The sequence below is a fragment of the Lactiplantibacillus herbarum genome (genome assembly GCF_001039045.1).
GTDB classification, from domain to species: Bacteria; Bacillota; Bacilli; order Lactobacillales; family Lactobacillaceae; genus Lactiplantibacillus; species Lactiplantibacillus herbarum.
Map to the genome: position 1 here is coordinate 242744 of NZ_LFEE01000001.1, position 11463 is coordinate 254206.

General features: G+C 44.6%; 11 protein-coding genes and 1 pseudogene. 9 read left to right on the plus strand and 3 right to left on the minus strand.

All coding sequences use genetic code 11. The features are described 5' to 3' along the window. Positions 1–47 precede the first annotated feature (47 nt). On the plus strand, positions 48–1592 hold the full coding sequence (locus tag ACG95_RS01120) for an FAD-binding protein (protein WP_047998723.1): 1545 nt from the start codon (positions 48–50) through the stop codon (positions 1590–1592). Between the two features lie 199 nt (positions 1593–1791). After that, the gene (locus ACG95_RS01125) at positions 1792–3306 is read left to right on the plus strand and encodes a flavocytochrome c (RefSeq protein WP_047998724.1); all 1515 of its coding nucleotides are present in this window, start codon (positions 1792–1794) and stop codon (positions 3304–3306) included. A gap of 150 nt (positions 3307–3456) precedes the next feature. On the opposite strand, the gene ACG95_RS01130 is transcribed toward ACG95_RS01125, so the two are convergent. Together ACG95_RS01130 and ACG95_RS01135 are read right to left on the minus strand one after the other, a co-directional pair. Next, a complete protein-coding gene (locus ACG95_RS01130; protein WP_047998725.1) occupies positions 3457–3807 on the minus strand; it encodes a helix-turn-helix domain-containing protein in 351 nt (116 codons plus the stop codon). 238 nt (positions 3808–4045) lie between these two features. Continuing rightward, the gene (locus ACG95_RS01135; RefSeq protein ID WP_047998726.1) at positions 4046–4564 is read right to left on the minus strand and encodes a folate family ECF transporter S component; all 519 of its coding nucleotides are present in this window, start codon (positions 4562–4564) and stop codon (positions 4046–4048) included. Positions 4565–4801: 237 nt separating this feature from the next. Between ACG95_RS01135 and dhaS the strand changes: the two genes are divergently transcribed. After that, positions 4802–5320, plus strand: coding sequence for a dihydroxyacetone kinase transcriptional activator DhaS (dhaS, locus tag ACG95_RS01140; RefSeq protein WP_047998727.1), 519 nt, complete (start codon positions 4802–4804; stop codon positions 5318–5320). On the opposite strand, the gene dhaQ is transcribed toward dhaS, so the two are convergent. Beyond that, the gene (dhaQ, locus tag ACG95_RS01145) at positions 5317–6306 is read right to left on the minus strand and encodes a DhaKLM operon coactivator DhaQ (RefSeq protein WP_047998728.1); all 990 of its coding nucleotides are present in this window, start codon (positions 6304–6306) and stop codon (positions 5317–5319) included. The genes dhaS and dhaQ overlap by 4 nt on opposite strands. Positions 6307–6461: 155 nt before the next feature. Between dhaQ and dhaK the strand changes: the two are divergent. The 6 genes and pseudogenes from dhaK to ACG95_RS01175 all read left to right on the plus strand — a co-directional run bounded on the left by dhaK (position 6462) and on the right by ACG95_RS01175 (position 11457). Beyond that, positions 6462–7456, plus strand: a pseudogene (dhaK, locus tag ACG95_RS01150) (dihydroxyacetone kinase subunit DhaK). A gap of 57 nt (positions 7457–7513) precedes the next feature. After that, the gene (gene dhaL, locus ACG95_RS01155; protein ID WP_082137272.1) at positions 7514–8095 is read left to right on the plus strand and encodes a dihydroxyacetone kinase subunit DhaL; all 582 of its coding nucleotides are present in this window, start codon (positions 7514–7516) and stop codon (positions 8093–8095) included. Beyond that, positions 8092–8460 (plus strand): dihydroxyacetone kinase phosphoryl donor subunit DhaM, encoded by a 369-nt coding sequence (gene dhaM / locus ACG95_RS01160; protein WP_047998729.1) that lies wholly within the window; start codon positions 8092–8094, stop codon positions 8458–8460. Before dhaL ends, dhaM begins: the two co-directional genes overlap by 4 nt. 16 nt (positions 8461–8476) lie before the next feature. After that, positions 8477–9184 (plus strand): MIP/aquaporin family protein, encoded by a 708-nt coding sequence (locus tag ACG95_RS01165; protein WP_047998730.1) that lies wholly within the window; start codon positions 8477–8479, stop codon positions 9182–9184. Between the two features lie 256 nt (positions 9185–9440). After that, the gene (locus tag ACG95_RS01170; RefSeq protein ID WP_047998731.1) at positions 9441–10460 is read left to right on the plus strand and encodes a LacI family DNA-binding transcriptional regulator; all 1020 of its coding nucleotides are present in this window, start codon (positions 9441–9443) and stop codon (positions 10458–10460) included. A 34-nt stretch (positions 10461–10494) separates the two neighbouring features. After that, positions 10495–11457, plus strand: coding sequence for a LacI family DNA-binding transcriptional regulator (locus tag ACG95_RS01175; RefSeq protein ID WP_047998732.1), 963 nt, complete (start codon positions 10495–10497; stop codon positions 11455–11457). Positions 11458–11463: the final 6 nt, after the last annotated feature.

Sequence of the window (11463 nt, forward strand, 5' to 3'; positions counted from 1 at the left end):
TGTGGTAAGTTAGACTTATTAAGTAATCAGTGAAGTGAGGGAACGGGATGGAATTACAGTTAACGGCTCAGCAAACGTTATTGTGGCAGCGACTAATGACGTTTAAGCGGGAACAATTAATGAGTATGACAACAGAACTTGAAACCACGAAGACGTTTAATCCAGATATGTTGGCGGCAATTGAGTCGCAATTACCACCATTTGGGATGACACCACCCGTTGACCGGTTCAGCCAGCAAGTACTAACCGTGATGGCATTGGCGCAAAGTTCCGCTAGTTTAGCGATGATTATTGCTAGCTGGTGGCAAGTTCAGGATGCGGTATTAGCCTTTGGAACCCCAAAACAACAGCAACGTTATTTGGATCAGCCTGAATTATTAGGTCTGCCTAGTTTAGCGATGCCAGTTGCTGACTCGGACATGCTGCAAGCATCACCCGTAGCGGATGGCTGGCAGCTCAGCGGGACAGTCAGCAAGGTGTTGAATGGTGGTCAGGCGGCTAGCTACCTAGTGATGGCACAGACAACGCCAGAAACTACTGGGATATTCTTAGTTGCAGCCGAACAGAACGGTATTACGATGAATCCAGCCGTTGTAACCCTGGGATTAAATGGATTACCCTTAGCAGACTTGCAGTTAACGGATGTTAAAGTGACGGCGGCTGATCAGTTAGGTCAGTGGGGCCAAGGTGCAGAAATTATGCAACGGGCGCAAGCATTGGGCCGCTTATTTGCCGGAGCCGTAACGGCTGGTGTATGGCACCACGCGACGGAAAAGGCGCGTCAACTTGCGCTGACTGAACAACCACCGTTAGCACAATTAGCACCGGTTATAGCAATGACTAGTGCTCTGGAGGCCAGTGTATTTAACGTTGCCCAATTAGCAGATGAACAGCAAGTGTTTGTTCCGGCAGCTAATTCAGTGATGTTATTTGCTAGTCAAATGGCGACGCAACCTTTGGCAACCTTAACGCCATTAATCGGTGAGTTGGCTTATACGCAACATTCACCATTAATGGCATTGCAGCACGACCTAGACACGTTACCGTTACTAGTAGGAACTTCTGCGGTGATTGCTGACGAATTCGCTATGGTGACGTTAAATAGTCAACAAAATTTGAGTCCTGTAGCGATGCCGACAGTGGCACTTGAAAAACTAGCCATTTCTGATTTACATCGGGTCGTTAAACATCTCAATCTGACCAAAGATGTGCCGGTTAACGTGGGTAGTATTGCCACGGCCAAGCGGATTGTGGCTTTAGGACGAGGGGCAACTGATCCAGCCGTGTTACTACAGGCACAGCAATTGGCTAAGTGGATTGGAGCTGCATTTGCGGTTACTCAGCCATTAACGATGATGGAACAGTTCAGCATTGAACAACGAATTGGTGCTGAAGCAGTAATGGTAGCACCGGAAGTTCTGATTAATATCGGGGTGTCCGGTGACGAAGATTACCTAGCTGGTATGGCGGGTGCGCAACATATCCTGTCAGTTAATACGGATGAACAGGCACCGATATTTGATCATTCACAACAAGTATTTGTTGGAACCGCAACCGAATTTTTGGATGGCATGGTCGCGGCATTGAATTAGGTTAATCAAAAGGCTCACTAGTTTTAGATTACTAGTGGGCCTTTTTGTGTGACAACTATCTACAGTAAGTAATATTAAAGCCATCAATGAGTAAGAAACTCATGAAAATTTGCCAAGAAGGGTTGGCCGATGGTGAACAGCATGATACGATTAGCTCATGAATTCACAATATCAAAAGGATTTAGGGGGATTTTATATTATGAAGACACGGTTAATCACTATTGCGGCCAGTTTAACGCTGGTCATGGCTAGTTTAGCAGGGTGTGGCAGTACCAAGACTGTCAGCAAAACTAGTAGTAGCAGTAGTTCTAAGAAGACAACGGAAGTAACGTCGGGCGCGTCCAAGACGAAATATTCGTCAATGAACGATCTAAAATCAAAGTATGACGTGGTTATTATTGGAGCGGGTGGTGCCGGAATGTCCGCCGCGTTAGCTGCCAAAGAAAAAGGATTGAATCCAGTTATCTTGGAGAAGATGCCCGTTGCTGGTGGCAATACGTTGAAAGCTTCTTCGGGGATGAACGCGTCAGAAACAACGGTTCAGAAGAAGGCCGGCATTAAGGATAGTAATGAGAAGTTCTATCAGGAGACGCTGGCAGGTGGACACGGGACTAACGACAAACAAATGTTGCGATTCTTTGTGAATAATTCAGCTAGTGCGATTGATTGGTTGGACGGAATGGGCATTAAACTTAATAATCTAACCATTACTGGTGGGATGAGTGTCAAACGAACGCATCGTCCGGCTGATGGTTCTGCGGTTGGTGGTTACTTAGTAAGTGGCTTGTTGCGGAATGTTAAGAAGAATAATATTCCAATCTATGTCAACGCTGACGTTACCAAAATCAATGAACAGGCTGGCAAAGTTGATGGTGTCAACGTAACCTTTGATCAAGATCAGAAGAAAACAATCAGTTCAAAGGCTGTCATTGTAACGACTGGTGGTTTTGGTGCTAGCAAGGCGATGATTAAAAAATATCGTCCAGATCTAGTTAAGTACGTTACGACAAATCAAGCGGGGAGTACCGGTGATGGGATTCAAATGATTACGGCACTAGGCGGTTACACAGTTGATATGGATAAGATTCAAATCCATCCAACGGTTTACCAAAAGCCACCATACTTGATTGGTGAAGCAGTTCGTGGTGAAGGCGGTATTTTAGTTAACACGGAAGGTCAGCGTTTCACTAATGAAATGGGGACTCGTGACGTCGTTTCTGCAGCCATCAACAAGCAAAGCGGTAAGTATGCGTACGTCTTGTTCGACGGTGGCGTTAAGAAACGCGTGACGGCAATCAATCAGTATGAGAAAAAAGGCATGGTCGTCTCAAGTGATACGGTTACCGGATTAGCTAAGAAGTTAGGTGTTTCGAGTGATAACTTGGCAACAACGCTTAAGACCTGGAATCAAGACGTTAAAAATAAGCACGACGCAGCTTATAAACGGACAACTGGGATGGATCATCAGTTAAATACGCCTAAATACTATGCGATTAAGATTGCACCCGGAATCCATTACACGATGGGTGGCGTGAAGATTAATCCACAGACCGAAGTTTTGAAAAAATCAGGGCAAACAATCCCTGGACTATACGCTGCGGGTGAAGTTACCGGTGGCTTGCATGGGGATAACCGGATTGGTGGGAATTCTGTTGCTGAAGTGGTTATTTTTGGTCGTCAAGCAGGAACCCAGGTTGCCAAATACATTAAGTAGGACTGTATAAGTAGACTGATCTAATAGAATTAAAAATAAACCAGATGAGACTGTGATCGAAAATTACAGTCTCATCTGGTTTTTCGAATTTTTATAGATTAGGCGTCCAGCAAATCTTTTCTTAGAGAATCTATCTGGTGAGAAGCAATGTTAGTGGAAAAAGATGCCAATAACTGCGGCTAAAGCAATTATTGCCCACCAGTAGCTCGCTAAAAATTCCCAAACGTTCATTGGCCGTTCAGTCTGGAGCTGTTCAGAAGTGCTGTGTTGATCTGCCGATTGTGACAAGTTAGTTGCCGTTGTTCCCGTAATCAGCTCGTTTAAGTCCACTTGTAAAAGATTGGCTAACTTGATCAGTGTATCTAAATCTGGCGTGGTTTCTCCCTGTTCCCACTTAGATACGGACTGACGTGTTACAAATACCTGTTGGGCCAGTTGCTCTTGCGACAGATTAGCTTGGCGACGGAGTTTTCCTAATTGCTGACTAAATTGATTTTCCATATCCCGCACCCCTCTCCTTTATTACCTTCATCATACTTGAACAAACACTGGTAGCCTAGCAATTAGCAGATTAGTGAGGGTGAATATCCCGTGCTGATTGCGCCCGTATAGGTTGCACTTATCAGGGCTAAAGCCGGTTTCATAAGGTTTATCACGGGCAATTTAGAACAGGGTAGTCTTATAAAAAATTGCATGAATGACTAGCGTTAACTAATAGCATCGATTTAAACGTTAGAAACTACTGCAGCTTGAACTTAGTTGTCAGTTGATTCAGTACGGGAACCTTAAAGATGACGATCAGCACCATGGTGTAACAGATGTAGGTCACGATTTCTTGAATGATTCGTGTGGCGAAGAGCGCTGACCACGGTGTCATGTACATGATATGCAGCCAGAGACTGTTAAGTAGTAAGTTCAAGATGAAGACCACGATGAAGTTAGCCAGCAGAATTCGAAGCATCGATGTCCGGTATTGAAAAGCGATGCCAAGCGTTAGACCTGTCAAAAAGGCCGTCAGAATAAATCCCGGAAAGAACGTGAATTTTGGAAAGAGTAGCATGCCTAAAAAGTAGGCGAGCGCTGTACTTCCTGCCGTAACTAGCGGTGAAAATAGGCGTGCAGTCAGAGCAACGATGATAAATGCAAAGGCAATCTTGGTAGTAAGAAACTGTAGCGAGAGTAAGCTACCAAGGATGATTTGCATAGCGGTTAGGACGCCGAGTAGTGTTAATTTACGGATGGTATGAGTGGTTGTCATAATGAGTTACTCCCCCCTAAGTGTTCATTAACTGGTATTTTAAGGGAAATGATGGGGGAATACTAGCCAGAATGTTGGTATTTTAGACGGCATAAAAGTAGTTATAAAACAAAAAACGCTATGTAACGACATAGCGTTTCGTGAAATTAAGTTAGCTTATAAATAATTGGCAAGTTGGACACGTCTTCTTGATACCGCTACAATATGGATAAAACATTGATAGCGAGGGAGAAACGGATGGCCTACATTACTCAAAAAAAGATTGCACATGCGTTTCAAGCCGTTGTTTTAGAGAAGGGATTCAACCGCACTTCTGTAACTGCAATCATGGATATGGCTAATTTTCGCCGGCAAACTTTTTATGATTATTTCCAAGATAAATATGAGTTATTAACGTGGTTTATAGATGACACGCTGACAGAGACTATCGAACATAACCTGAACTACTTACCGTGGGCGGAAATTATCAAGTTAACCTGTTATGAGCTGGATGCCAATCGTCAGTTTTATGCTGAATGTATTACAGCACAGCATGAGATTGATGTTACGGCGTTAGTTGGAAATCATCTAGCTGCTTTGCTAACACAACTAACAGGGACTGATTCAACGGCTAATGCAGCGCTGATTTGGTTGTTGTGCTTAGGGATTGCACAGTCATTGACGCATAATATTATCACTAACCATCCTGAGGACTACGAAGTGTTGACTGACTCTGCCATTACGGCTATTCAGATGACATTAACGATTTTAAACTAATTTGGCCAAGCGGCTGTGGTTACCGGCAACTTTAGAGCGGTCAACCAAGCTGGATCGGTTAATTTTAGTAGCGTTAACGAGAGACCGTGCATGCCGTTAGAGGTTAAGAAAGTGCCGACCTTGTTGAAGTCGATCTGTAAAGCTGCCAGTTCCAGCAGTTCGTGGACATCATTATTGAAGACCATTGTTTCCATAGGAGTGGTGCCGCCAAGTGAGTTGACCAAGATGGCGTAGTGGTCGCCACGTTGCCATTTGAAATTAAGTTTTAACTTGCTGACTAATTCTTGGGCCAGTAATTCAGATGATTGGAATGGTTCGCGCCGATAGCCGGTTTCGCCATGAATCCCGATGCCGTAGTAAATTTCATCCTCGTTAAGTGTAAATGATGCGGATTTTTGTCCAGGAATTTTGGCACCACTCGCAGCGACGCCAATCGTCTGGATGTTGGGTGTTAAAGCTGCTGCTAGGGTAGTCAGTTCTTCAATAGTCGCGCCCTGAACAGCAGCGGCACCTAGGATTTTTTGAACAAAAATGGTTCCCGCGACCCCACGTCGACGCTGTTTTAACGAAGCATTATCGACTGAAATGTCGTCCGCAACAATGCACATACCAACTTGCCAGTGTTCATTGATTAGTTGTTGTTGGGCCTCAGTGAAGGCAGCTACATCAGCTGGAAAATTTTTGACAATGAAGAAAGCTTGCTGCTGACAGGTAACTTGTTTGGTAACTTTAACAATCTCTGCGGGTGTCGGTGGTTGGAATATTTGGCCCATGATAGCGGCCGTGAGCATTCCATGACCGACATAGCCCCAGTGAGCAGGATCATGACCACTACCCCCGCCAGCAATCAGTGGGACCTGATCATCATTGAATGTCTCATCGTAACAGCCGAACGTAGTGGGAACCCACTTTAAATTAGGATAGGCCCATTGAATGCCTTGAATCGCTTGATTCAGGGCGTTTTTAGGCTCGTTAATAATTTGCATTGGGACCACCTCCATGTTTGATAGTGTTATTATAACGCATTCACGAAATGACCTAATAGTGACGTAGTCGGACAGAATGTAAAAAGTGTCCATTATTTTTGAAAGCGGATTCATTTACAATGAAGGAGTCAAATTAAGAAGGGAACGTGATCGCAATGAAAAAAATTATTAATGATCCTAAAAATGTTGTTTCAGAAATGGTCGATGGGTTGGTTCGGGCATACCCGCAGTACTTAACACAGTTGCCAGATACGGAAGCAATGGTCCGTAGTGATCAAGAATCGATGCGAGGAAAAGTTGGAATTGTCAGTGGTGGCGGTAGCGGTCATGAACCAGCACATGCTGGCTTTGTCGGTCAGGGAATGCTTAGTGCAGCCGTTGCTGGTCAAGTGTTCACCTCACCTACACCAGATCAAATCTATGCAGCAATCAAAGCAGTTGATCAGGGTCGCGGTGTTTTCCTAGTTATTAAGAACTACTCCGGTGATGTCATGAATTTTGATATGGCTAAGGATATGGCCGAATTGGATGATATTCAAGTTAAGTCCATCGTGGTTGATGATGACATTGCGGTTAAGGACAGTCTGTATACGCAAGGTCGTCGTGGTGTTGCCGGAACGGTCTTCATGCATAAAGTTTTAGGTGCAGCAGCTGATCAGGGTGCTAGCTTAGATGAGTTAGAGCAACTAGCACAACAAGTCTTACCACAGATTAAGACAATTGCAGTGGCGTTATCCGCGGCTACCGTACCAGAAGTAGGAAAACCTGGTTTTGAGTTAAAAGATGATGAAATCGAGTTTGGTGTTGGTATTCACAGTGAACCCGGTTATCGACGTGAAGCGGTTAAGCCTTCCAAAGCATTAGTGCAGGAACTGGTTGGTAAGTTGGATGAAGAAATCCATCTGGATGCGACTCATCAATATGCAGTCATGGTTAATGGAATGGGTGCGACGCCATTGATGGAACAATACGTCTTTTGCCATGATTTATTGGATGAATTAGCTACCAAGAAGATTGAACCAGCCATGATGAAAGTGGGCAATTACATGACTTCTATTGATATGGCGGGCTTACATTAACTATTTTTTATTTAGCCGATAGTCAGTGGTTAGACTACTTGAATTACCCAGTTAAGACGATTGCTTGGTAATGGCTTACCAGTTTATTGGTAGGAGCTTGTATCGATAGTAAACGAGGAGGAATAATAATGTTAACAGTTGAAAATACAGTGGCGTGGATTGACCAATTTGCGGACCAAATTGAAGCAAAACAGAGTTATTTGAGTGAATTAGATACGCCAATTGGTGATGCGGATCATGGTGGTAACATGGTTCGGGGATTAGTAGCAGTAAAAGCAGCATTAAATCCTGCTCCGGCTGACTTGACTAAGGTCTTTCAAGCAACTGCCATGGCCTTAATTAGCAAGGTCGGCGGAGCTTCAGGTCCTTTATATGGAACAGCCTTTTTGGAAATGGCCAAGCAGAGTAAGACCGATACTGACCTTGAAACGTTATTAGCCGCAGCCTTAGCGGGAATTGAAAAACGGGGCGGTGCAACGACTGGTGATAAAACCTTGATTGATGTGTGGGCACCGGTTGTATCAGCGGTTCAAGCGGGAAAATTAACCCAAGCCGTTGTTGATGACGCGGTTGCTAGCACGGAACCAATGGTCGCCAAAAAAGGTCGCGCTTCATACTTGGGTGAACGGTCAGTCGGACATCTAGATCCAGGGGCTGTTTCAAGTGGCTACTTGTTTACTGCATTACTAGCAACGGAGGGTATCTTATGAGTTTAGGAATTGTGATTGTGTCACATGTACCTGAAATTGCGCTAGGTGTTCAACGGCTAGTAGAGCAAGTTGCCAAGGATGTCTCGGTTACGATCGCTGGTGGGACTGATGAACAACAGGTTGGGACTAGCATGGCGAAGATCATGAAAGCCTTTGACCAGAATACGGCAGATGAAATACTGGCGTTCTATGACTTGGGAAGTGCCAAGATGAACTTAGAAATGGCAATTGAGATGAGCGAAAAGACTGTTCATTTATACGATACAGCTCTAATTGAGAGTGCCTATACGGCGGCCTCATTACTGCAAGCAGCTGTTCCGTTGACGGACGTGGAAGCCCAGTTGGCACCACTAAAGATCAAATAAGGGAGCGTGAAAAACGATGCATGGATTCTTAGGTGAGTTTTTAGGAACGCTGGTGCTGATTGTCTTTGGTGTCGGCAGTGGCGCTGCCATGAATTTAAAAGGTAATTATGCCAGAAATCAGAATTGGACGTTTATCTGTTTAGCATGGGGACTAGCCGTTACGTTTGGTGTTTATGTTGCGGGTCAATTCGGTTCTGCTGGTCACTTGAACCCTGCGGTAACAGTAGGACTAGCGTTATTTGGCTATCTACCAGCCAGCAACGTTGTGCCTTACTTGTTAGGCCAATTTCTTGGGGCTTTTGTGGGCGCAATTATTGTGATCATTCAGTATTATCCCCACTTCAAAGCTGCGAAGAATGCGGCCGATGGTAACCAAGTTGGCATCTTCGCAACTGGCCCAGCAATCAGCAATCCACTATTTAACTTTCTCAGTGAAATGATTGCGACCTTTTTCTTCATCTTCGTGCTGCTGAACTTAGGTAACTTCACTCAGGGGCTGAAACCATTAATGGTCGGGCTGTTGATCGTGGTAGTTGGTCAAACGCTAGGTGGTACGACTGGGTTTGCGATTAACCCAGCTCGTGACTGGGCCCCACGTTTGGCGTACACGATTTTACCAATTCCTAATAAAGGGACGGCTAATTGGTCATACGCATGGGTTCCAATGTGTGGACCGCTAGTTGGTGGTATTCTAGCCGCTGGATTGGAAACGTTGATTGGATAATATTACATCCAAGATGAACGATGCTACTCATAAAAAGTCTTATGACGTATGGTTATGTTAATAGGATATAGAAAGCTTAGAATACGTTACTTCAGAGATGTAAAAATTCTGAAGTAACGTATTTTGAACTATACGACCCCCCCCTTATTTTTTTGCAAGCCAATAAATTAATGCAATTTTATGCAATCGCTTGCAATGGCTATGGAAACGTTTTATATTTAATGGTAGATAGATTTAAAAATCAGGGGGAATTAATATGGCAACCATCAAGGATGTTGCCCAGCGTGCGGGTGTCTCGCCTTCAACCGCGTCACGCGCTATGCATGGGAGCAAAATCATCAGTAAACCGACGCGTGACAAGGTCGTAAAAGCGGCCCGGGAGTTGAACTACGCGCCGGATTTTAATGCACAAAATCTAGCAACCAAAGCTAGTAATACAATCGGAGTCGTACTGCCAGTTGATCATCATGAGATTTTTTCAAACCCATTCTTCTTGGAAATGATTCGCGGCATTAATGAAGTTTGTAGTAAAAATGGTGCGATGACCACGTTAGCAACCGGTATTTCGAGTGAGGAACTGGTCCACAATATTGACGTCATGATTGCTCAAGGACATATCCGGACGTTTATCTTACTGTATTCCGAGAAGAATGATCCAGTTGTTGCTCGTTTGGATCACTTTGATGTGCAGTACGTCATTATTGGTAAGCCATACCAAGAGGTCAACAAGACGTCGTATGTTGATAACGACAATATTCAGGCCGGAACGGATGCGGCACAGTACTTGCTTGACCGTGGTCACCAACGTATCTGCTTCCTATATTCAGACTTAACAAAAATGGTTCAAAGTGACCGTATCTTAGGCTACCAACGCGCCATGATGCAGCAACAGTTACCGAATATCATGTTAGAAGAACGGTTTGAAAACCATGAAGAAGGCGTTCAAGCCCTTCACGAATTCTTTGACCGTTATCCGGATGTGACGGGCTTTGTCGCTGTCGATGATATGTTGGCGCTGAAGTTGCAGCAAGTGTTGCACAATGATCCAGAATGGAAACCCAAGCAGTTCTCACTGATTGGGTTTAACAATTCCATCTTTTCAGACTTGGCCCACCCAATGCTAACTTCGATAGCGGTCTTCCCACAACGTTTAGGTGAAGAAGCTGCTAAGATTGCGTTGGCCGATCACCCGGCCGATGAATTGTCGACAGCAGTCATTGTGCCCCATCAAATTGTTCAGCGACACTCAGTTCATCAGATTAAATCTTTACAGTAACGAATAACAACTGCTAAGGGGGATCTTCACATATATGGCAACGCTAAACGATGTTGCGAAGCGGACGAATGTATCAAAGATGACCGTTTCGCGGGCGATTAATCATCCTGATCAAGTCCGACCAGAATTGCGTGATGCGATTCTACAAGTGATGACTGAGTTAAACTATCATCCAAATGCGGCAGCGCGGGCGTTAGTAGGGCGGCGAACCCGAGTCATTAAGCTGACGATTTTTGAAGATATGGACATTACGGAACCTTATTACATGATGCTACTAGCTGGGATCGCGAATGAATTAAACCAACATCAATATGCACTCCAAATCGCTACTCGCAATAGTTATGAGGTCGGTGAGTGTGATGGTTATATTCTGACGGGAATTCGTGATTCTGATGCGGGATGGGTTGCTCGGTTAGACCAGCCAGTCGTATTCTTTGGACGCAATCGTCAGGGCTATGATTATGTCGATACCGATAATTTCCAGGCTATTCAAACCAGTACGGCGTATGCGGCTCAAGCGGGTTATACGTACTTAGTCTTTGTTGGGATCGCGGTTGCTGAACCATTTGAGCTCGACCGTGAACAGGGCTTTCAAGAGTATGTGACAAGTCATCAGATTAGCGCGCAGATTATCCGGCTAACGAATCATTCACATAGTGCGACGGCCTATATTAAGAAGCATTGGGCAGAATTTCCACCCAACACGGCTTTTATCTGTGCTAGTGATCGGTTGGCGATTGGTGTCGAAACGGCAATTATTGATCAGGGTGGTCAAGTGCCGTCCGACTATGGTGTTATTGGCTTTGATGGTGTCTTTTTGAATCAAATCGCAGCTAAGCGTTTAACGACGATGAAACAACCTTTAGAGGAAATGGGACGGGCAGCAGCGCGGCTGTTGCTAACTAAGATTGCGCATCCGGAAATGTCACAGGCGTCCCATAATCAGGAGAAAATTATTATTAATTCACGGCTGTCGGTTGCGGAATCGACCCGTTAAAGAGGA

Excerpts from the sequence above, each read along its gene's own strand:
- ACG95_RS01120 (WP_047998723.1), top strand. The coding sequence starts at position 48 with ATGGAATTACAGTTAACGGCTCAGCAAACGTTATTGTGGCAGCGACTA.
- ACG95_RS01125 (WP_047998724.1), top strand. The coding sequence starts at position 1,792 with ATGAAGACACGGTTAATCACTATTGCGGCCAGTTTAACGCTGGTCATG.
- ACG95_RS01130 (WP_047998725.1), bottom strand. The coding sequence starts at position 3,807 with ATGGAAAATCAATTTAGTCAGCAATTAGGAAAACTCCGTCGCCAAGCT.
- ACG95_RS01135 (WP_047998726.1), bottom strand. The coding sequence starts at position 4,564 with ATGACAACCACTCATACCATCCGTAAATTAACACTACTCGGCGTCCTA.
- dhaS (WP_047998727.1), top strand. The coding sequence starts at position 4,802 with ATGGCCTACATTACTCAAAAAAAGATTGCACATGCGTTTCAAGCCGTT.
- dhaQ (WP_047998728.1), bottom strand. The coding sequence starts at position 6,306 with ATGCAAATTATTAACGAGCCTAAAAACGCCCTGAATCAAGCGATTCAA.
- dhaL (WP_082137272.1), top strand. The coding sequence starts at position 7,514 with ATGTTAACAGTTGAAAATACAGTGGCGTGGATTGACCAATTTGCGGAC.
- dhaM (WP_047998729.1), top strand. The coding sequence starts at position 8,092 with ATGAGTTTAGGAATTGTGATTGTGTCACATGTACCTGAAATTGCGCTA.
- ACG95_RS01165 (WP_047998730.1), top strand. The coding sequence starts at position 8,477 with ATGCATGGATTCTTAGGTGAGTTTTTAGGAACGCTGGTGCTGATTGTC.
- ACG95_RS01170 (WP_047998731.1), top strand. The coding sequence starts at position 9,441 with ATGGCAACCATCAAGGATGTTGCCCAGCGTGCGGGTGTCTCGCCTTCA.
- ACG95_RS01175 (WP_047998732.1), top strand. The coding sequence starts at position 10,495 with ATGGCAACGCTAAACGATGTTGCGAAGCGGACGAATGTATCAAAGATG.